The following is a 19,849-nucleotide window of genomic DNA, read 5'->3' on the forward strand; positions in this document are numbered from 1 at the left end:
ATGTCGACCGCCATCGCAGAGGCACCTGCCGACACCACCGAAGAGACCGGCATCCAGTCCTTCATCGTCACCTTCAACATCCGCCGGTTCAACCCCGAGGTCGACTCCGAGCCGCACTGGGTCGACTACGACGTGGAGCTCTACTCCACCGACCGCGTGCTGGACGCCCTGCACAAGATCAAGTGGGAGGTCGACGGCTCGCTGACCTTCCGCCGCTCCTGTGCCCACGGCATCTGCGGCTCCGACGCCATGCGCATCAACGGACGCAACCGTCTGGCCTGCAAGACGCTGATCAAGGACCTCGACATCTCGAAGCCGATCTACGTCGAGGCCATCAAGGGTCTGCCGCTGGAGAAGGACCTCGTCGTCGACATGGAGCCGTTCTTCGCCTCGTACCGCGAGGTGCAGCCGTTCCTCGTCGCGAACTCCGTTCCGGAGAAGGGCAAGGAGCGCACGCAGTCCATCGCCGACCGCGAGATCTTCGACGACACCACCAAGTGCATCCTGTGCGCCGCGTGCACCTCGTCGTGCCCCGTGTTCTGGACCGACGGGCAGTACTTCGGCCCGGCGGCGATCGTCAACGCACACCGCTTCATCTTCGACTCGCGCGACGACAACGCCGCCGTGCGTCTCGACATCCTCAACGACAAGGAAGGCGTCTGGCGCTGCCGCACGACCTTCAACTGCTCCGAGGCGTGCCCCCGCGGCATCGAGGTCACCAAGGCCATCGCCGAGGTCAAGCAGGCTGTCCTGCGCGGCCGCCCCTGACCGGGCTTCGCCCGCACGAGCCGTATCAGGCGATCACGCGAGGACAGGCGGTTCCGTTCCGGAGCCGCCTGTCCTCGCGTTTCTGCCTGAGACGGCGCATGTGGAGATGGCGGAGGCGGGGATGAACACGACGCTTGGATAAGGTGGGACCGTGGCTGATCCCGATGGCTCCACGACCGAGTCCGGTCGTCTCGATGCCGCTGTCGAACGCGCCTCAGCGCTCACTCAGCGCACTCTCGGGCTGTTCCCCGTTCGCGTGTGGCGGCACTTCCTCCAGCACAACGGGTTCCTCCTCGCCGCGGGCGTTAGCTACCAGGCGCTGTTCGCGATCTTCGCGGCCATCTACCTCGCCTTCGCGATCGCCGGTCTCTGGCTCGGTGGCAGTGAAGACGCGGTGAACGGTCTGATCGCGATGATCAACAGCTACATACCGAACCTCATCCAGCCCGAGGGCGGGGTGATCACACCGGAGCAGGTGCAGGAGATCGCCTCGAGCACGACCGGTGTGCTGAGCATCACCGGTCTGATCGCCCTGGGCACCGTGATCTGGACGGCGATCGGCTGGGTCACCTTCTCCCGGCGCGCGACCAGAGACATCTTCGGCCTGCCGCCCGATCGCCGCAGCTACGTGATCCTGAAGGCGCGCGATCTCCTCGCCGCCGTGATCTTCGGTGCCTCGCTGGTGGCCGGATCGATCCTCAGCTCCGCGAGCGCCGCCGTCCTGAGCTGGCTCCTCGGCCTCCTGGGCTGGGACTCCGGTTCCAACGGCGTCATCCTGATCCGCGTCGGCGCGGTCATCGTGTCATTCGCGCTGATGTCGGGCGCGCTGGCGGCGATGGTCCGCTTCCTCACCGGCACCTCCCTGCACTGGGGGACGATCTGGCCCGGCGCTCTCCTGGGCGGTGGAGCGATGACGATCCTGCAGTTCGGTGCCGGCTTCCTCCTCAGCTACACGCCCTCCAACCCGCTGCTCGCCACGTTCGCCATCTTCATCGGTCTCCTGCTCTGGTTCCGCATCAACGGCGTGGTCATGCTGGTCGCCTCGTCCTGGATCGCGGTCGCCGCACAGGATCGCGATCAACCCCTCCTGGAGCAGACCGAAGCGGAACGCCGCGTGGCCGAGTACCAGACCCTCCTGACCGCCGCCCGCATCCGCGTACGTGACGCCCGTGCGGCCCGACTCGACGCGCCCTGGTATCGGGCGTGGGCCGCGGGACGGGCATTGCGCGATGCGGAGGATGAACTTCACGACCTCGAGGCCTCCCCTCCCCCGCCGGCGGACATGAGCACACCGCTCGCTCGACGCCTGCTGGCCGAGTTGAACCACCGCTCCGGACGGGATGTCGGCGACCCTCGTTAGGCTGGGGACCATGCCTCATCTGCGTATCGCCTCGGTCAATGTCAACGGAATCCGAGCGGCGGCTCGCAACGGGATGAGCTCCTGGTTGGACGAGGCGGGCGTCGACATCCTCACACTCCAGGAGGTCCGCGGGCAGGACGAGCATCTGGAGGCCGCGCTTCCCGGGTGGTCGTTCGTGCACGACGAGGCCACCGCGAAGGGACGGGCAGGCGTCGCCATCGCCAGCCGCACGCCCGCGCTCGCCTCGCGCACCGATTTCGGCCCCGACGACTTCGACTCCAAGGGCCGCTGGATCGAGGCCGACTACCTGATCGGCGACCGCCCCCTCACCGTCGTGAGCGCGTACGTGCACTCCGGAGAGGCCGACACGCCCAAGCAGGATGAGAAGTGGAAGTTCCTCGACGCCTTCGGCACCCGTCTCGGCGAGCTCAACACCGAAGGTGCGCTGGCGCTCGTCACCGGTGACCTCAACGTCGGCCACCGTGAGCTCGACATCAAGAACTGGCGCGGCAATCGCAAGAAGGCGGGCTTCCTGCCCCGCGAGCGCGCCTACTTCGACCGGTTCCTCGGAGAGGCGGGTACGGAGGTCTCGGGTGTCGACGGCACCGTCGGCACCGGCCTCGGCTGGATCGACGTCGGCCGGGCATTCCACGGGGAGGTCGACGGCCCCTACACCTGGTGGTCGATGCGTGGGCAGGCGTTCGACAACGATTCCGGGTGGCGCATCGACTACCACTTGGCGACGCCCGCTCTTGCGGAGCGCGTGGAGACCTATCACGTCGCGCGCGCCGCCGCCTACGACCAGCGCTGGAGCGACCACGCGCCGGTGGTCGTCGACTACCGCTACTGATCGGAGCCGGCCACGCCGTCGCCATCCGTGACGGCGTGGCCGTTGCCGGGCGCGTAGCGGTACCAGCCGCGATACTCCAGCACTGTTCCCACCAGGGGGCTCACTGCCTGCATGTCGATCGTGCGACGACCGTGGACCTCATCCCAGCCGTCGACGAGATCGACGTCGATGCGAAGAGGTCCACGCAGCGGGATGCGCAACCGCCCGAACCGCAGGCGGACGGCACGAGTGCGCATCCGCAGCGCGCCGTCCGACGTCACCGAACAATGCTCGAGCATCTCGACCCGGCCTCGATCGCCCAGTGCGTTCTGGACCAGCCCAGGATGCCCCGTCGCGAAGAGCCGATCCCTGACATACTGCGTCGCACCGGGGAAGCGGAACTCGCGGACGGTGGCGAGCACGCCCCGGCCCGAGGATGTGCGTGCCGATGCGGTCTCGATCCGGAACGGCACATGCCTCGCGAGCCGGGTGACGAGCAGACCGGGCCCGACGACGGGGCGAGCGAGAACGGAGAGCCGGCCGAACCTGCTGCCGGCGACGGTGAACACGCCGTCGGCGCTGTCGAGGTCCGGTCGACCCGGATCCGCGTGGACACGCATCTGCGCGAGGATCTCGGGGTGGAGCCGCTCGGCTTCCTCGCCCAGCGCCTCCAGGAAGGCCGCACCGCGAGCGGTCACTCCCTCACCTCCTCGCGGTAGGGCTTCACGGTCGCCGGTGCCGGCCCCTCGACGAACTCGCACGTGAAGGTGCCTCGGTAGCCGAACAGGAACCCGAAGACGTCGTTGTGGATCTCCAGGTCGATGAGGTACCGCTTCTGCTCATCGTCGTAGCGCTCGAGGAGTCTGGCGCGACCGCTGAACAGCATCGGGAACCGGAAGGCGAACCGCCCCTCGTAGAAGCGCTGTGCGCCCGAGGTGAGCAGGAGTGCGCCGTCGTCGGTCACCTCCAGGTCGAGGTCGACGGCGAGGTGCTGATGGGTGCCCAGGTAGTCGACGACCCTCCGGCGGGCGTCGCTGTAGATCATGGTCGCGTCGAACCGGCGGCGTCGCCCCGGCCGCACATCCATGGTCCGCACGAAGGTCACGGTCTCGCGCCCGAAGTCGTCGATATACGCGTGGTTGTCGATACGGAAGGGCACCTCGCTCCCGCGCTCGGGGAACAGGATGTTGCGGAAGGTGCCGACCAGCAGGAAAGGCAACGTCCACCACGGTCCGCGACGCACCTCTGACATCACGCCGCGTCCGATGCAGCCGTATCCCGCATCCACCCCGACCCCGAATCGTCGCTGCAGCTGGGGGTGGAGCCGGGCGAAATCGTCTCCCAGCGCACGCTCGAAGATCCCCCGCCCCGCGCTCATCCGATGGCCTCGAGCGACTCGGGCGCGTCCTGCATGATGGTGCGTCCGCCATGTCGGGGCGGGCGCGAGAGGCAATTGCGGGCACGGGGACGTCGGCCTCGGCGCAACGACCTCCATCCACTCGTCTGCTCGGGCGGGATCCCCGCCTCTGCCCACAGCCGGAGACGGTCGAAGCTCCTCGCGGTCAGCCACCAGACGAAGCGTCGGGTGATGAGCGGATCGAGCGCTCGTCCGATCCAGCCCCATCCTGGGGCGTAGTCGTAGCCCGTGAGGAACCGCACGCCGTCCTCTGTCGGCACGTACCGCCAGTATCCGCGCCCTGTGCCCAGGGGCGAGAACGCGTCTTCGGTATCGAAAAGCAACGCGGAGGTGCGCTCCCCCGCAGCGCTCTCCTTCGTCGCCAGCGAGATGCCGGTCCCGCGGATGGTGTGCAGCCGGAGATCGAGCTCGTATCGGAACTCCTGTGCTCCGTCCGCCCTGGTGCGCTGCGGCGCGATGTCCGTGAAACGCGCATCCCATCGCACGTGCGAAGCCGGGTCCTGGGTGAGCCGCCACACCTCGTCCAGGGGAGCCCGGATCAGCACCTCGACGTAGAGGGCCCGATCCTTCCGCGACCGTTGACGGGGAGATGCGGAGGCCATGCGCCCATCGTAGGGGCACCGCACGAACCGCATAGGATTGATCCCGTGACGAGACCTCGCCTTTACTCCGGAATGCAGCCCTCCGCCGACTCCCTCCAGATCGGCAACTACATCGGCGCGCTGCTCCAGTGGCGGGACCTGCAGACCTCCTACGACGCCTACTTCTCGGTCGTCGACCTGCACGCGATTACGGTGGCCCAGGACCCGGCAGAGCTCCGCGAGAAGACGCGCCGCACCGCTGCGCAGTACATCGCCGCGGGCATCGAGCCGTCGCTGTCGACCCTGTACGTGCAGTCCCATGTGCGCGCGCATGCCGAGCTGGCGTGGATCCTGAGCACCATCACCGGCTTCGGAGAGGCCGGGCGGATGACGCAGTTCAAGGACAAGTCGTCGCGCTACGGAGCCGACTCGACGAGCGTGGGACTGTTCACGTATCCGGTGCTCATGGCCGCCGACATCCTGCTCTACCAGACCGACGTCGTGCCGGTCGGCGATGACCAGAAGCAGCATGTGGAGCTCACGCGCGATCTCGCCGAGCGCTTCAACTCGCGGTTCGGAGAGACCTTCACCGTTCCGATGCCGGTCATCCAGAAGGAGACGGCGCGCATCTACGACCTGCAGAACCCGACGTCCAAGATGTCGAAGTCGGCCGAGAGCGACGCCGGCGTGCTGTGGATGCTCGACGACCCGGCGAAGTCGGCGAAGAAGGTCATGCGCGCGGTGACCGACAACGAGGGCTCGGTGCGCTTCGACCGCGAGAACAAGCCCGGTGTCTCGAATCTGCTGACCATCTACGCGGCGCTGACCGGACGCCAGATCCCGGCGATCGAGGACGAGTACGCCGGTCGTGGCTACGGCGATTTCAAGAAGGGTCTCGCCGAGGTCGTCGTGAACGAGTTCGAGCCGGTGCGCGCGCGCGCTCTGGAGCTGCTCGACGACCCCGCGGAGCTCGACCGCATCCTCGCCGAGAACGCCGCACGCGCCGACGCCGTCGCCGACGAGACGCTCTCGAACGTGTACGACCGGGTGGGTCTGCTCCGGCGCGTCTGACGCTCGCCTTAGGATGGGGGTCGTGACCGATCCGCAGCTGCCTCCCCCGTCCGGCGCCGTGCCCTCCGATCCGCCTGCGCCGCCCGCGGTGCCGGCGCCTCCGGCAACGGGCTTCCCGGCCGGCGCGTTCCCGCCGCCGGCCGCACCCGCATATCCTCCGGCGGCTTCGACGTATCCTCCCGCGGCTCCCGCGTATCCCCCGGCAGCACCGGCCGGCTACCCCGCGGCCCCGGCCCCCGGCTACCCCGCAGCCCCTCCCGGCGCCTACCAGGTGCCCGTCGGCGGCTACACGGCTCCCTCCGGCGCCTACCAGGTGCCCACCGCACCGGCTCCCTCGTCCTCGCGGCTCTTCGGGACGCTCGCCCTGGTCTTCGCTCTCGTCGCGGCGGTCGTGCCGGCGATCGTCGTCAGCGTCAGCGCGTTCGAGATCGGTCGGTATCTGCCCAACGGCGCATCGGTCACCGCCGATGACCTCCGGGTGCTGACCCCGGTCCGGGATCAGGTGCTCTGGGCGGAGCTCTCGTTCTGGCTCGGGACCCTCGTCGGCGTCGCCGCGATCGTCCTCGGCATCATCGCGATCGCCAAGAAGCGTGGCCGGGGTGCAGGAATCGCCGCTCTCGTGGTGGCGGTCCTGGCGTCGGTGATCTTCTTCATCGCACTGGTGGTGGCTCTCACGACCGGCGCCGCTGCGGGGATGTCGAACTTCTCGGCCTGACCGCACGGCCGGTAAGCGGCTGCCGCGTCAGCGCGGCGCGTGGTGTTTCTGCTGCGCCGCCAGGAGTCCTTCGTCGACCAGCAGCTCGACCGCATCGGCGGCATCCGAGACGAGGATCGGCAGGTTCGGCCGCTCTTCCTTGCCGAAGGGTGCCAGCACCCAGTCCGCAGGATCCTGACGCCCGATCGGACGACCGATGCCGACTCGCACGCGCGGGAAATCCGCCGTGCCCAGCGCTCTGGCGACGTCGCGCACACCGTTGTGCCCTCCGTGCCCGCCGCCCGTCTTGAGCTTGACGGTGTCGAACGGGATGTCGAGCTCGTCGTGCACGACGACCACCTGCTCGGTGGGGACCGAGTAGAACCGCGCCAGAGCCGCCACCGGCGTGCCCGAGACGTTCATGAACGTGTTGGGCTTGGCGAGCACCAGCTTGTCCGCGCCAGGGCGCAGCCAGGTCTCGACGACGCGCGCTCCCCCCTTGTGCTCGCGGAACGCCTCGGAACGCCGCGAGGCGAGCTCATCGACGACCATCTGTCCGATGTTGTGCCGAGTGCTCTCATACCGCGGGCCGGGGTTGCCGAGCCCCACCACGAGCCAGGTCGATGGCATGTCCTCGTCCTCTCCCTGTCCGGGGCTGCAGCATCCCGGTCAGGATACGACAGAGGGGACGCGATCGGATCGCGTCCCCTCTGTGATGAATCAGTCGGAGATCACTCCGCGGCGGCCTCTTCGGTCGCCTCATCGGCGGACTCGCCTTCGGTCTCCGCCTCGTCCTCTTCCGCGGGTGCGGCGGGCACGGAGATCGCGACGACGAGCACCTCGGGGTCGGAGAGCAGCGTGGAGCCCTTGGGGAGCTGCACGTCGGCGGCGGTGATGTGCGCGCCCTCTTCCAGGCCCTCGACCGAGACCTCGATGTTCTGGGGGATGTGCGTGGCCTCGGCCTCGATCGACACGGTGGTGGCGTCGAGGTTCGCGATCGTACCGGGAGCCGACTCGCCCGTGACGATGATCGGGACGTCGATGGCGACCTTCTCGCCCTTCTTCACGACGAGCAGGTCGATGTGCTCGATGATCTGGTGCACCGGGTCCTTCTGCACGTCCTTGACCAGAGCGAGCTGGGACTTGCCCTCGATGTCGAGCTCGAGCAGCGCGTTCGCGCGGCGCAGGATGAGCGAGACCTGGTGGCCGGGGAGTGCGACGTGCACCGGCTCCGTGCCGTGACCGTAGATGACGGCGGGGATCTTGCCGGCGGCGCGGAGGCGGCGGGCGAAGCCCTTGCCGAAGCTCTCGCGGAGCTCGGCCTGGACCTTGGTGTCTTCAGACATGGGTTCTCCTTCGGGGCACGCAGCGAAGGCGCCGCGCGGTGGTCTTGGAATTTTCGAACTCGCTGACGCAGGAGGAAAGCCACCGGGCTTGCTTCGCCGCGTCGATAACGGATGTTCGCGCACGCGCAGAAGCATCCCTCGCCGAGGTACAGCCTCAATGGTACCGGATGACCCGATAGGCTGAGGACACCGGTCCTTTTTCTGCAGAACACGGAGAACCCCCATGCTCGACGGCGCCTTCCTCTCGCACGCACTCCTCTGGCTGATCGGCGCCATGACCGTGTGCGCGGCCGTCACCTCGTTCATCGCGCTGTTCGCGATGGGCCGCTCGGGCTACCGCAAGGACTGACGAGCGACAGCGGCGCTAGCGCTGCCCCACCGCCGCGGCGATCAGCGCGGACGCGGTCCGCACATCCGCCTCCGCGCCGATGCTTATGCCCTCTTCGTCTGCATCGAGCGACTCGAGGGTCTGCAGCTGGGAATCCAGCAGTGCGGCCGGCATGAAGTGATCCACGCGCAGGCGCATCCGCTCCTCGAGGACGTCGCGACCGATCGCCAGTTCGGCGAAGAATGCCTCCGGCGCCTCGTCTCTGATGAGGTCGCGATAGACGCGTCGAAGGGCTGAGCACGCGACGACGACGCGCTCCTCCGCCTGGAGGGTCTTCCCGACGAGGCGGAGCCAGGGCTGTCGATCCGCATCGTCCAGCGGAACTCCAGCGGCCATCTTGCCGACGTTCTCCGGCGGATGCAGGTCATCGCCGTCGATGAACCGCGCTCCGAGAGAGTCGGCCAGGAACGCGCCCACCGTCGACTTGCCGGAGCCACTCGGACCCATCACCACGATGCGCACGCTCATGCGCCTCTTCCGAAGTCGATGAGCACCTTGCAGGAGCTCGCAGGGTCGGCGGCCCGTGCGAACGCCTCGAGCGCATCGTCGACCGGCAGCACGTGGCTGATGATACCGCGCACGTCGAGGCTGCCGTCGGCGAGAGCGGCGATGACCTCGTCGAACTCCGCCCCGAAGCGGAACGATCCGCGCAGGGTGAGTTCGCGCGTGATCGCGGTGGCCATCGGCGCGGGCACGTCGCCCCCACGCTGCAGCCCCAGCATCACCACCACGCCCCCGCGGACGGCGGCGGAGACGGCGGCCGCGAGACCGGGGACGGTGCCGCTGGATTCGATCACGACATCGGCGTGCAGCTCGGAGATCTCGCTCTCCGCCCTGGCGTCGATCGACCGGATGCCACGCGCTTCGGCGATCTCCCGCGGCAGCTGCTGCAGATCGGTGACCGTCACGGAGGTGGCCCCCTCCCGCTGGGCGACGGCCGCGACGAGTTGGCCGATGGGTCCGGCGCCGATGACCACGACGCTGCGACCTCGGACGTCGCCGGCTCGCCGCACACCGTGCCAGGCGACCGCGGCAGGTTCGGCCAACGCCGCCGTGCGCAGATCGAGGCCGGTGGGGAGAGCGTGCAGCATCCGCGCGGGGAGCGCCACGCGACGGGCGAAGGCCCCCTGAGTATGAGGCAGGTGCATCGCCGACCCGAGATACGTCGATGCCGGTGCGAGGTTGGGATGCTCGGCCGGCCAGGGTGTGCGCCCGTCCCCGTGCGCGGTGAGCGGGTGGACGGCCACGGGCGTGCCGACTGCCGGCCCCGAGCCGTCGGCTGCGGCGACCGTCACGACACCGGACACCTCGTGCCCGAGGATCATCGGCTCCCGCAGCACGGAGGCCCCGGCGGCTCCGTGCCGCCAGTAGTGGAGGTCTGACCCGCAGACGCCCCCGAAGGCCACGTCGACCACGGCCTCGTCCGGTCGGGCCATCGGCGCACCGATGTCTTCGATCCGCAGATCGTCGGCGGCATGCGCCACCACAGCGAGGTTCTCCACCGCGCTCCTTCCCCGGTCACACGAAGGGCGTGACCAATCGGATGCCCGCCACGTCGACGGTCACGGTCTGTCCTGGCGCCACGACCGCCTGGGAGTGCGGCGCGCCGGTCATGATGACGTCCCCGGGACCCAGCGGTGACCACGCGGCCACATACGCGAGGCATTCCCGGATCGACATCGGCAGCTGAGTGCTCCCGGTGGCGGCGACGCGGCGACCGTCGATCGCCACCTCGAGCGTCACATCGTCGATGCCTGCGTCGGTGTCGATCCAGGGACCCAGCGGGGTGTAGCCCTCCCCCGACTTCGACTCGAAGTTGCGCGGGTCGACCTCGGCACGCTCGGGACTGGAGAGGTCGTTCACGGCGGTGACGCCGAGGACGTACTCCTGCGCGTTCTGCGCCGTCAGCCCTGCGGTCGGGCGTCCGATCACGACGGCGATCTCGCCCTCAGCCACCTGTGCACCGGCGTCGCGGCGCAGCGTCACCGTCACCCCGCTGCCGACCACGGTGCGCGGGCTCTTGAGCCACGCCTGCACCGGCGAGGCGTGGTCAGGGCCGTTCTGGGCGATGCCGATGATGACGACCGGATCCACCGGCGCGATGACGGTCCCCTCGACGGTCTCGCCGATGTCTCCCGGCTCGGTCCCGCCGGCGAAGGCCGCGAAGGGGTCGGTGATCGGCACCGGGCCGTGGATGCCGTCCCGCACCCACACGGGGCCACCGGGTGCGGCGACGCGACCGATGCGCATCAGACGACCGCCGTCATGCCGCCGTCGACGAACAGCGTCTGCCCGTTGACGAAGTCGCTCGCGGAGCTCGCAAGGAACAGCAGAGCGCCGACGAGATCCTCGGTGTCTCCCCACCGACCGGCGGGGGTCCGTCCGCGAACCCAGTCCGAGAACTGCTCGTCGGCGACGAGCGCCTTCGTGAGCTCGGTGGCGAAGTACCCGGGGGCGATCGCGTTGGCCTGGATGCCGTGCGGGGCGAGGTCGGCGCACAGGCCCTTCGTGAACATCACGATCGCGCCCTTGGTCGCCGCATACGCCGCTATCGAGGGACGGGCGAGCTGAGATTGGACACTGCCGATCTGGATGATCTTGCCCGAACCGCGCGCGATCATCCCGGCGGAGACCCGACGTGACAGGTGGAAGACGCTGGACAGGTTGGTCTGCACGAGTGCATCCCAGTCCTCGTCCGCGAACTCGGCGATGGGCGCGCGTCGTTGGACACCGGCGTTGTTGACGAGGATGTCAGGGGCGCCGACCAGCCGTTCGACCGCGTTCATGCCCTCGTCGACCGCTGCAGCATCGGTCACGTCGAAGACGACGCTGTGCACGTCGGCCCCGGTCGTGCGGGAGATCTCCCTCGCCGACGCGTGCGCCTTCGCCGCATCGCGCCCGTGCACGACGACGGTCGCTCCGGCTCCGGCCAGCCCCGCGGCGAGCGTCTTCCCGATGCCCTGGCTCGACCCGGTGACCAGCGCCGTCCGCCCCGTGAGATCGAAGGCGGCCAGTCCCGCAGGCAATGCCGTCATCGCCCCACGGCCTTGATCGAGACGGTGGTGGCGAACACGTCGTCGCCGGCCTCGGCGCGCGAGACCTTGATCGCGTCGTCGACGCGGGTGAGGTCGCGACGGAGGGTCTCGGGAGCGAGGAACGTCGATGCGGTCGTGATGAGAGCGAGCACCGCCATGTAGATGGCCAGCAGCACCCAGTTGCCGTCGCTGACCGCGATCAGGTACGCGCCGAGGACACCGGCGAGGCCGCCGGCGAGCACGGCGGAGATCTCGCGGGCCATGGCGACGCCGAGGTACCGGTGACGGTTCCCGAAGAGTTCGGGGAGCATGGCGCACTGCGGTCCGAGCATGCTGTTCACCGCCACGCCGATGCCGATCGCGATCACACCGATCGCGATGGCGTAGTTCCCGAGCGACAGGAGCCACCATGCGGGGAACGTGTAGACGAGCATGAAGACCGCACCGAACCGGTACACCGTGCGGCGGCCGAAGCGGTCGGACAGGTGCCCTGTGAACGGCACGGAGAAGACGCCGATCAGCGAGCCGAGGGTGACGCCCCAGGTGAGCAGGCTCTTGTCGGCGGTGTCGCCGACCACCGTCACGAAGAAGGCGAGGCCGAGCGTCTGGAACATGTACGAGCCGCCGTTCTCCGCCATGCGCAGCCCGACGCCCACGATCACGCCGGGGAGACCATGCGTGAAGATCTCCCGGATCGGACGATCGGCGATCTGCTCGTGCTTCTCGAGTTCGACGAACGTCGGCGTCTCCCGCAGCCGCATCCGGATGAACAGCGCCAGCAGGATCAGCGCGAAGGAGGCGAGGAACGGCACGCGCCATCCCCAGCTCAGCAGCTGGTCCTCGGGGAGCAGGGTGATCAGGCCGAAGACGACCGCGGCGAGCAGCGTGCCCGCCTGGATGCCGACGAACGGAAGAGCCGAGAAGAAGCCGCGGCGCTTCACCGGCGCGTACTCGGCCATCAGCACGGTCGCCCCTGCCTGCTCTGCACCGGCACCGAAGCCCTGCAGCAGTCGCATCAGCACCAGCAGGATCGGCGCCCACACGCCGATCGCGGCGTACGTGGGAAGCAACCCGATCGCCGTGGAGGCTCCACCCATCAGCACGATGGTCGCGACCAGCACCCACTTGCGTCCCAGCTTGTCGCCCAGGACACCGAAGAACAGTCCACCGAACGGACGCGCCAGGAATCCGACGCCGAAGGTCGCGAACGCGGCGACCGTCGCCATGGCCGGGTCGTCCTGGGGGAAGAACAGGACGTTGAAGATCAGGGCGGTCGAGAGGCCGTAGAGCGCGAAGTCGAAGTACTCCAGCGCGCTGCCGATGCTCGACGCGAGCGTCGCGCGGCGCAGATTCGCCGCGTATTCCGGGTCGTCCGACGCTGCTCGGGCTGAGGTGCGGGGGTCTGTCACGGCCATCTCCTTCGATCGGCTTCGCCTGCGGCGTGATGACGACTGTACCAGCCTGTTGAATTCCGTTCAACCCTTTGGACGGGTTGTGGCCCGCTTTCTCGCGCACGAAGAATCGCCACCCCTCAGAAGGGCGGCGGCGCGTCCGGGGAGGTCAGCGTCGGACGGCAGCGCTGAACGGATTCGTGAGCGCGGCGGCGGCCTCGCGCAGCGCCTCGCCCACACGCTCGATCCGCTCGTAGTCGGCCTCGGCCGCACGGATCGCGACACCGAGCGCGAGCGGCGGATCGGTCGGCGCCCACCCCTCCAGGGGCACGGCCACGCCGACGATGCCGCGGAAGGATTCCTCCGCGTCCAGCGCCCAGCCTCTGCGGCGGGCTGTGGCGAGCACTTCGAGAAGCCCCGACATGGTGGTCGCGCTGCGCTCGGTGAGCTGCGGGAAGACGGCGTCAGCACCGAGGAGTTCGGTCACCTCGTCGTCGCTCATCGCGGCGAGGAGCGCGCGTCCGGTCGCCGACAGCGGGGCCGGGAGACGAGACCCGAGCGGGGTGCCGAGACGGAGCGAGCGCGAGCCCTCGTGACGGGCGAGGTACAACGCGTCCGTGCCGTCGAGCATGGCGACCTGCACCAGTTCGGAGGCGAGCTGCGGCGAGGCCTCGCACACGCTGTAGAACTCCCGCACCTGGTTGAACTGCGCGGCGAACGCACCACCCAGTTCGGCGGTGCGCACGCCGAGGCGGTAACCCTGCGGCGTGCGGTCGACCATGCCGCCGGCCTCGAGCGCGAGACAGAGGTTCGCGGTCGACGACTTCGCCAGTCCCAGGTCCCCGGCCAGCTCGGTGAGCGTGCGCGGGCCACCGGCCTCGGCGAGGATCCCGAGCAGGCGGATACTGCGGGTCACGGCGGGTGCGGGGTCTCGCCCCTCGCGGGTGTCGTCATCCATGGCCGCGCCTTTCGCGCTCGGGATCCCTCAGGCGGTGAAGACCTGCAGGTCGATCAGTAGAACTCGACCGTATCGACCACCGCGGCCAGCGGCTCCCCGTCCAGCAGGCGTGCCGCGTTCTCCGCGAAGCGTCGAGCGATCCGCTCCTCCTCCTTGGAGCTGAGGGCTGCGGTGTGTGGGCTCACCAGCACGTTCGGGTGCCCCCACAGCGGCGAGGCGGCATCGAGCGGCTCCTGCTCGAACACGTCGAGGGCGGCGAAGGCCACGCGACCATCGTCGAGCGCGCCGAGCAGCGCGACCTCGTCGATAACGGTGCCGCGGCCCACGTTGGCGATGATCGCACCGGGCTTGACGGCCTCGAGCACGTCGGCGCCGATCAGATGGTGCGTCTGCGCCGTGCCGGGAAGGGTGACGACGATCGCGTCGACACCGGCCACGGCCTCGGTCAGCTCGCCCAACGGCACGAGACGATCCACACCCGCCACCGGCTCACCCGAGCGCGTCGTGCCCCACACCCGCGCGCCGAGCGCATGGAAGCGCCGTGCGCATTCCGAGCCGATGCCGCCGAGACCGACGACCAGGACCGTCATCTCGTCGAGCTGACGCATCTCCCAGCGATCCGGCCAGGTGCGCGTTCCCTGGTCGGCGAGGAGGCGCGGGAGCTTCTTCGCACCGGCCATGACCCCGAACACCGCGAACTCCGCGAGCGGGCCGCCGTGCACGCCGGCGCTGGTGGTGAAGACCACACGGTCGAGCTGGGAACGGTCGAGGCCGGCAGCCTTGACCGAGGCTCCACCCCCGGCCGCGGTCGTCATGACCCAGCGCAGCCGCGGGTTCGCAGCCACCGTGCGAGCCAGAGCCCCCGCGTCGACATCGGGGATCCCGAAGAGCACGTCTGCGGAATCGACCAGCGCATCGAAGGCCTGCTGCTGCTCCGGCGTGCGCGTGTACTGAGGATCACCCGACCAGTCGGCAGGACCCCGCATCGGCGGCATCAGATCGTGGTCGCGGAGCACCTCGAGGCGCGGCTCGAGCTCCTCGATCAGTCGGCACAGCTCTTCCCGCAGCGGCACCGCCACGACGGCACGCAGCTTCTTCTCGGTCCCCGTCATCTTGGTCCCCTCCTCGGGAAGTCTGAATCCCTCACCTTAGCCCAGTTCCATCCTGTTGGACACTGTTCTATCTGTTGGATTGTTGCTACGGTGTGCGCATGAGCAACACACCTGCCACCGTCGGCGTGGTCGGCCTCGGCGCGATGGGTCGCCCGATGGCGGACCATCTGCTCGCCGCGCACGGTCGGCTCGTCATCCATGCCCGCCGCCCTCAGCCGGAACTGCTGGCTGCCGGTGCCTCCTGGGCGGAGACGCCACGCGAACTCGCCTCCAGAGTAGACGTCCTTCTCATGATGCTGCCCGACCTCCCCCCTTTCGAAGCCATGCTCGACGGGCCGGACGGGTTGCTGGCCGACGCCGACGACCTGCTCATCCTGATCGGGTCCACGTCGTCGGCGCCGGCCGTGCGCGCGCTCGCGGAGCGGGTGGGTGCACAGACGCAGGGACGGGTGCGAGTCGTCGACTGCCCTGTCTCCGGCGGTGAGGACGGTGCGATCGCCGGAACCCTCTCGATCATGCTCGGAGGGGACCAGGAGGACGCGGCGATCGCCGCCGAGGTGCTCGCCCCCTGCGGCAACCCTGTGCTGCTCGGCCCGCTGGGCGCGGGCGAGGTCGCCAAGGCCTGCAACCAGCTCGTGGTCTCCGCCACGATCATGGCGCTCGGTGAAGCCACGGTGCTCGCCGAGCGCTCGGGACTCGACCTCGATGCGCTCTGGTCGCTGCTCTCGGGCGGATACGCCGGATCGCGCCTGCTCGACAGTCGCCGCGAGAAGCTCGTCACCGGTGACGACTCCCCCAGCGGCATCGCGCAGTACATGGTGAAGGACCTCGGCTTCGCCGCCGACATCGCCGAGGCCACCGGCACCGCGCCCGTGCTGCTCCCCACCCTGCGTGCGGCTTTCGACGAACTCGTCGCCGCCGGGCTCGGAGACCGCGACATCGCCGTGTCGCGGCGCTTCATCGCCTCCCGCGACATCGCCTCTCACGACACAGGTCGCCACTGACCTCCCGGACAGCGATACTCTGAAACCACCCCTTCTTCACGATCTCGAGGAGCCTTCTGTGCCCGAAGCATCAGCGAACATCGGAGTCGTCGGACTCGCCGTCATGGGCTCGAACCTCGCCCGCAACCTCGCCAGCCGCGAGGGCAACACGGTGGCGATCTTCAACCGCAGCTACGAGAAGACCCAGACGCTCCTCGACGAGCACCCCGAGGCCGGCTTCGTACCGGCCCGCACCTACCAGGAGTTCGCCGACTCGCTGCAGAAGCCGCGCACCGCGATCATCATGGTCAAGGCCGGGGGTCCGACCGATGCGGTGATCGACTCGCTGGTCGAGGTGTTCGAACCGGGCGACATCATCGTCGACGGCGGCAACGCCTATTTCCCCGACACCATCCGTCGCGAGAAGGCCGTCCGCGAGACCGGCATCAACTTCGTCGGCGCCGGCATCTCCGGCGGCGAGGAGGGCGCCCTCACCGGACCCTCGATCATGCCGGGCGGCTCGGACGAGTCGTGGGTCACCCTCGGGCCGATCCTCAAGTCCATCGCGGCGATCGCCGAAGGCGAGCCCTGCGTCACCCACGTCGGCCACGACGGCGCCGGTCATTTCGTCAAGATGGTGCACAACGGCATCGAGTACGCCGACATGCAGCTCATCGCCGAGGCCTACGACCTCATCCGCCGCGGCACCGGCAAGTCGCCCGCCGAGATCGCCGAGATCTTCGCCGAGTGGAACGGGGGCGAGCTCGAGTCGTACCTGATCGAGATCACGGCCGAGGTGCTCCGCCAGGTGGACGCCGAGACCGGCAAGCCGCTCGTCGACGTGATCCTCGACCAGGCGGGAGCCAAGGGCACCGGCGCCTGGACCGTGCAGACCGCGCTGTCGCTCGGCGTACCGGTGTCGGGCATCGCCGAGGCCACGTTCGCCCGCTCGCTGTCATCGCACCCCGAGCAGCGCGCCGTCGCCGGCGGCCTTCCCGGCCCCGACGAGGAGTTCACGGTCTCGGCCGAAGACACCGAGCAGTTCATCGAGGACGTGCGCCTGGCACTGTATGCGTCGAAGATCGTCGCCTACTCGCAGGGCTTCGACGAGATCCGCGCCGGCGCGGCCGAGTACGGCTGGAACATCGACCTCGGCGCGATCTCCAAGATCTGGCGCGGCGGCTGCATCATCCGTGCGCAGTTCCTCAACCGCATCGCCGATGCCTACGCGGCGACCCCCGACCTCCCCGTGCTGATGACCGCACCCTACTTCGCCGAGGCGTTCACCCGGGCGCAGTCGTCGTGGCGTCGCGTCGTGGTGACCGCAGCGCAGGCGGGCATCCCGGCTCCGGCGTTCTCGTCGTCGCTGTCGTACTACGACGGCATCCGCGTCGATCGCCTGCCTGCCGCTCTCGTGCAGGGACAGCGCGACTTCTTCGGCGCGCACACCTACAAGCGCATCGACAAGCCGGGCACCTTCCACACGCTGTGGTCGGGTGACCGCACCGAGATCGAGGCGGAAGACACGCACTGACGTCCCGTCGACGAAGGGCCGGGTACCGCGAGGTACCCGGCCCTTCGTGCATCATGACCCCCGCGGGTCACGACGGCTCGCCGCTCACGGCGCCGCAGCGAGCCCCTCCCTCGTGATGTCGCGCACCGTGCCCTTCGCGAGACGGAGACGCCGGGTCGCTCGCCGCGCCACCGCCGAGTCGTGGGTCACCACGATGACCGTGATCCCCTCGGCGCACAGCGATTCGAGCAGCGCCAGGATCTCGTCCCGCATGCTCTCATCGAGGTTGCCCGTCGGCTCGTCGGCGAGCAGCACTCGCGGCTTCTTGACGAGGGCACGCGCGATGGCGACCCGCTGCTGCTGCCCTCCGGAGAGCTCCGCCGGCAGATGGTCACCTCTGTCGTCGAGACCGACGTGGGCAAGAGCCTCCGCGACCCTGGCGCGTCGCTCGGCCCTGTCGACCCCCAGCGGCTCGAGCGCCATGTCGACGTTCTCGGTGGCGGTGAGAGTCGGGATCAGGTTGAACCCCTGGAACACGAAGCCGATCTCCTCCGCCCTGATCCGGGTGAGCTCGGCGCTCGAAGCGGACGCGAGTTCGCTGCCGTCCAGCAGAAGCGATCCGGTGGAGGGTGTGTCGAGGGCGCCGAGCAGTTGCAGCAGGGTCGACTTGCCCCCTCCGGTGGGGCCCTGGATCGTGACGAACTCGCCGGACATGATGTCGAGGTCCACGCCCGTCAGCACTTTCACGATGCGCCCCTTCTGCGTGTACGTCCGGGTGACGCCCGTGACACGGTAGAGCGGTTGCTCCCTCCCGTCTGTCGGCGCCGTCGGTGCGAGGTCTGCCGTGATCATGGTCTTCTCCTTCTCTGGGGTGTCCTTCTGCGGGGATGTCGGGTTCGGTCGCTCATCGTTCGCCCGAGACCTGGTCATGCGACCGAGCGCAGCGCCTCGGCGGGACGGAGACGGGCGGCCCTCCAGCCGCCGAACGCTCCGGCGACGACACCGCCGAGCACGGCGAGTCCGACGGCGGCCAGCAGCACCCCCGGCGTGAAAGGTGCCTGAAGCACGATGTCCGCCGTCTGCTGTCCCTGGAACGCCGCCCCGCCTCCGGTCGGGCCACCGCCCATGCCGCCAGGACCTGCTTGACTTCCCCCGCTCGCAGCGACGGTGGGACGCAGGACGTTGATGAGCACGATGCCGATGACACCCAGGACGAGGCCCGCGGCTCCCCCGATGAGTCCCTGCACCATCGACTCGCCCGCTACCTGGCGAACGACCCGCCCGTTCGACCAGCCGATCGCCTTGAGGGTTCCGAACTCCCTGGTGCGACGGCCCACGCCCGAGAGGGTGAGCAGCACGGAGAGCAGCAGAGCGACGGCGAGGACGATGACGGAGAGCCAGGTGCCGAGGTTCGTGATCAGCGCCGTGGCGCTGGAGAGGGAACCCGACACCGTCGAGGCGAGCTCGGACTGCGACGTGACGGTGGCGTCAGGGAGCTCATCGGCGAGCGCGGACTGGACCGCATCGATCGAAGCGGCCGAATCGGCCTGGACGTACACGGTGGAGATCACGTCGTCGACTCCGGCGAGGGTCTGCGCTGTGCGCAGCGGCAGATACACGTTCGCCGCCGTGTCCGCGCTGTCGGACGTGGATCCGAGGATCCCGACGACCTCCACATCGGAGCCGGCCACGTCGATGGTGTCTCCGACCGTGATCCCGTTCGTGGAGGCGTACGTGCTGTCGACCATGGCGACCAGTGCCTCGGCGTCATCGGCGTCGAGACCGCGACCGTCCGTGACCGTGGCCGAGGCCATCGGTCCCACGGCGGTGGCAGCTGGATCGATGCCGAGCACGGAGAAGGAGTCCACCCCGAAAGAGCCCCCGCCGCCCGCTGCGCCATCCGGTGGCGTCTGCCCTTCCTCCGGCGCGGCGGGCTGCTCGCCGTCCTGCGGCGCGAATCCACCGCTGGGCACCTCGCCGGAGAACGTGGAGTTCGTGAGGCTCAGCGCCCCGGATGCCGCCGAGACGCCGTCGGTCGCGGCGACGGTGTCGAGCACGGACGAGTCGAGGGTGCCGCGCAGGAAGTCGGTTCGCAGCGTGGACTGTGCGAGCGTGGTGGTCTCACCATCGCTCTCACCGGCATCCGCATCGAAGTCGAAGCGCGGCCCCTCCCCCTGGCCCGGCTCGGCGGCAGCGCCCGTGACCGTGAGGTCGGTGCCGACTCCGTAGACGGACGCGAGAGCCTGCGCCTGGGCGTCCCGCACCCCCGCGGTGAGGGCGTTGACCACGATCACCAGTGCGATCGCGATCGCCAGCCCGATCGCAACGATCAGGGTCTGCTTCCTGCGTCCGGCGAGTTCGCGCCGCAGATATGTTCCGTACATCTCTCTCCTTCCACCGCGG

General features: G+C 69.2%; 22 protein-coding genes. 8 read left to right on the top strand and 14 right to left on the bottom strand.

Features of this window, described 5'->3' with window-relative positions:
- The 3 genes from ILP86_RS17395 to ILP86_RS17405 all read left to right on the top strand — a co-directional run bounded on the left by ILP86_RS17395 (position 1) and on the right by ILP86_RS17405 (position 2,978).
- On the top strand, positions 1-768 hold the full coding sequence (locus tag ILP86_RS17395) for a succinate dehydrogenase iron-sulfur subunit (RefSeq protein ID WP_058631793.1): 768 nt from the start codon (positions 1-3) through the stop codon (positions 766-768).
- Between the two features lie 151 nt (positions 769-919).
- A complete protein-coding gene (locus tag ILP86_RS17400; RefSeq protein WP_193762542.1) occupies positions 920-2,128 on the top strand; it encodes a YihY/virulence factor BrkB family protein in 1,209 nt (402 codons plus the stop codon).
- Positions 2,129-2,138: 10 nt separating this feature from the next.
- Complete coding sequence (locus ILP86_RS17405) at positions 2,139-2,978, top strand: exodeoxyribonuclease III (RefSeq protein ID WP_179516118.1); 840 nt, start codon at positions 2,139-2,141, stop codon at positions 2,976-2,978.
- On the opposite strand, the gene ILP86_RS17410 is transcribed toward ILP86_RS17405, so the two are convergent.
- From ILP86_RS17410 to ILP86_RS17420, 3 genes are read right to left on the bottom strand one after another with little or no spacing between them, the layout of a single operon-like run.
- Positions 2,972-3,655: a DUF4166 domain-containing protein gene (locus tag ILP86_RS17410; RefSeq protein ID WP_193762543.1), complete on the bottom strand. Its 684-nt coding sequence runs from the start codon at positions 3,653-3,655 to the stop codon at positions 2,972-2,974. The genes ILP86_RS17405 and ILP86_RS17410 overlap by 7 nt on opposite strands.
- A complete protein-coding gene (locus ILP86_RS17415) occupies positions 3,652-4,335 on the bottom strand; it encodes a DUF4166 domain-containing protein (protein WP_058631789.1) in 684 nt (227 codons plus the stop codon). Before ILP86_RS17415 ends, ILP86_RS17410 begins: the two co-directional genes overlap by 4 nt.
- Positions 4,332-4,976, bottom strand: a complete 645-nt coding sequence (locus tag ILP86_RS17420) for an SRPBCC family protein (protein ID WP_141370146.1) — start codon at positions 4,974-4,976, stop codon at positions 4,332-4,334. Before ILP86_RS17420 ends, ILP86_RS17415 begins: the two co-directional genes overlap by 4 nt.
- Before the next feature lie 45 nt (positions 4,977-5,021).
- Between ILP86_RS17420 and trpS the strand changes: the two genes are divergently transcribed.
- Together trpS and ILP86_RS17430 are read left to right on the top strand one after the other, a co-directional pair.
- Positions 5,022-6,026 carry a tryptophan--tRNA ligase gene (gene trpS / locus ILP86_RS17425; protein WP_082108702.1) on the top strand — a complete coding sequence of 335 codons (1,005 nt, stop codon included), beginning with the start codon at positions 5,022-5,024 and terminating at the stop codon, positions 6,024-6,026.
- A 13-nt stretch (positions 6,027-6,039) separates the two neighbouring features.
- Entirely contained in the window at positions 6,040-6,741 is a 702-nt protein-coding gene (locus ILP86_RS17430; RefSeq protein WP_374706398.1) for a hypothetical protein, read from the top strand.
- 27 nt (positions 6,742-6,768) lie between these two features.
- Here ILP86_RS17430 and pth read toward each other — a convergent pair whose 3' ends face one another.
- The gene (gene pth / locus ILP86_RS17435) at positions 6,769-7,350 is read right to left on the bottom strand and encodes an aminoacyl-tRNA hydrolase (protein WP_046748930.1); all 582 of its coding nucleotides are present in this window, start codon (positions 7,348-7,350) and stop codon (positions 6,769-6,771) included.
- Positions 7,351-7,451: 101 nt separating this feature from the next.
- A complete protein-coding gene (locus ILP86_RS17440; RefSeq protein ID WP_046748929.1) occupies positions 7,452-8,066 on the bottom strand; it encodes a 50S ribosomal protein L25/general stress protein Ctc in 615 nt (204 codons plus the stop codon).
- A gap of 223 nt (positions 8,067-8,289) precedes the next feature.
- Here ILP86_RS17440 and ILP86_RS19845 point away from each other — a divergent pair, with 223 nt between their 5' ends.
- Positions 8,290-8,415 carry a hypothetical protein gene (locus ILP86_RS19845; protein ID WP_017828452.1) on the top strand — a complete coding sequence of 42 codons (126 nt, stop codon included), beginning with the start codon at positions 8,290-8,292 and terminating at the stop codon, positions 8,413-8,415.
- A 15-nt stretch (positions 8,416-8,430) separates the two neighbouring features.
- Here ILP86_RS19845 and ILP86_RS17445 read toward each other — a convergent pair whose 3' ends face one another.
- The 7 genes from ILP86_RS17445 to ILP86_RS17475 all read right to left on the bottom strand — a co-directional run bounded on the left by ILP86_RS17445 (position 8,431) and on the right by ILP86_RS17475 (position 14,950).
- Positions 8,431-8,922: a gluconokinase gene (locus tag ILP86_RS17445; RefSeq protein WP_113681865.1), complete on the bottom strand. Its 492-nt coding sequence runs from the start codon at positions 8,920-8,922 to the stop codon at positions 8,431-8,433.
- Entirely contained in the window at positions 8,919-9,956 is a 1,038-nt protein-coding gene (locus tag ILP86_RS17450; protein WP_058632434.1) for an alcohol dehydrogenase catalytic domain-containing protein, read from the bottom strand. Before ILP86_RS17450 ends, ILP86_RS17445 begins: the two co-directional genes overlap by 4 nt.
- Positions 9,957-9,972: 16 nt before the next feature.
- A complete protein-coding gene (locus ILP86_RS17455; protein WP_113681412.1) occupies positions 9,973-10,704 on the bottom strand; it encodes a fumarylacetoacetate hydrolase family protein in 732 nt (243 codons plus the stop codon).
- Positions 10,704-11,489 carry an SDR family oxidoreductase gene (locus ILP86_RS17460; RefSeq protein ID WP_046748925.1) on the bottom strand — a complete coding sequence of 262 codons (786 nt, stop codon included), beginning with the start codon at positions 11,487-11,489 and terminating at the stop codon, positions 10,704-10,706. The genes ILP86_RS17455 and ILP86_RS17460 overlap by 1 nt, the downstream gene beginning before the upstream one ends.
- Positions 11,486-12,904 (bottom strand): MFS transporter, encoded by a 1,419-nt coding sequence (locus ILP86_RS17465; RefSeq protein ID WP_046748924.1) that lies wholly within the window; start codon positions 12,902-12,904, stop codon positions 11,486-11,488. Before ILP86_RS17465 ends, ILP86_RS17460 begins: the two co-directional genes overlap by 4 nt.
- A gap of 145 nt (positions 12,905-13,049) precedes the next feature.
- The gene (locus ILP86_RS17470) at positions 13,050-13,838 is read right to left on the bottom strand and encodes an IclR family transcriptional regulator (RefSeq protein WP_046748923.1); all 789 of its coding nucleotides are present in this window, start codon (positions 13,836-13,838) and stop codon (positions 13,050-13,052) included.
- A gap of 53 nt (positions 13,839-13,891) precedes the next feature.
- On the bottom strand, positions 13,892-14,950 hold the full coding sequence (locus ILP86_RS17475) for a D-2-hydroxyacid dehydrogenase (RefSeq protein WP_193762544.1): 1,059 nt from the start codon (positions 14,948-14,950) through the stop codon (positions 13,892-13,894).
- Positions 14,951-15,048: 98 nt separating this feature from the next.
- On the opposite strand from ILP86_RS17475, the gene ILP86_RS17480 reads away from it, so the two are divergent.
- Both ILP86_RS17480 and gndA read left to right on the top strand, forming a co-directional pair.
- The gene (locus tag ILP86_RS17480) at positions 15,049-15,954 is read left to right on the top strand and encodes an NAD(P)-dependent oxidoreductase (RefSeq protein WP_193762545.1); all 906 of its coding nucleotides are present in this window, start codon (positions 15,049-15,051) and stop codon (positions 15,952-15,954) included.
- 58 nt (positions 15,955-16,012) lie between these two features.
- Entirely contained in the window at positions 16,013-17,467 is a 1,455-nt protein-coding gene (gndA, locus tag ILP86_RS17485) for an NADP-dependent phosphogluconate dehydrogenase (RefSeq protein ID WP_193762546.1), read from the top strand.
- Positions 17,468-17,551: 84 nt separating this feature from the next.
- On the opposite strand, the gene ILP86_RS17490 is transcribed toward gndA, so the two are convergent.
- Positions 17,552-18,298 (bottom strand): ABC transporter ATP-binding protein, encoded by a 747-nt coding sequence (locus tag ILP86_RS17490; RefSeq protein ID WP_058632438.1) that lies wholly within the window; start codon positions 18,296-18,298, stop codon positions 17,552-17,554.
- 74 nt (positions 18,299-18,372) lie between these two features.
- Positions 18,373-19,830 (bottom strand): ABC transporter permease, encoded by a 1,458-nt coding sequence (locus ILP86_RS17495; protein WP_193762547.1) that lies wholly within the window; start codon positions 19,828-19,830, stop codon positions 18,373-18,375.
- Between the last annotated feature and the right edge of the window lie 19 nt (positions 19,831-19,849).

The organism is Microbacterium sp. R1, assembly GCF_015159725.1.
In the GTDB taxonomy this organism is placed as follows: domain Bacteria; phylum Actinomycetota; class Actinomycetes; order Actinomycetales; family Microbacteriaceae; genus Microbacterium; species Microbacterium oxydans.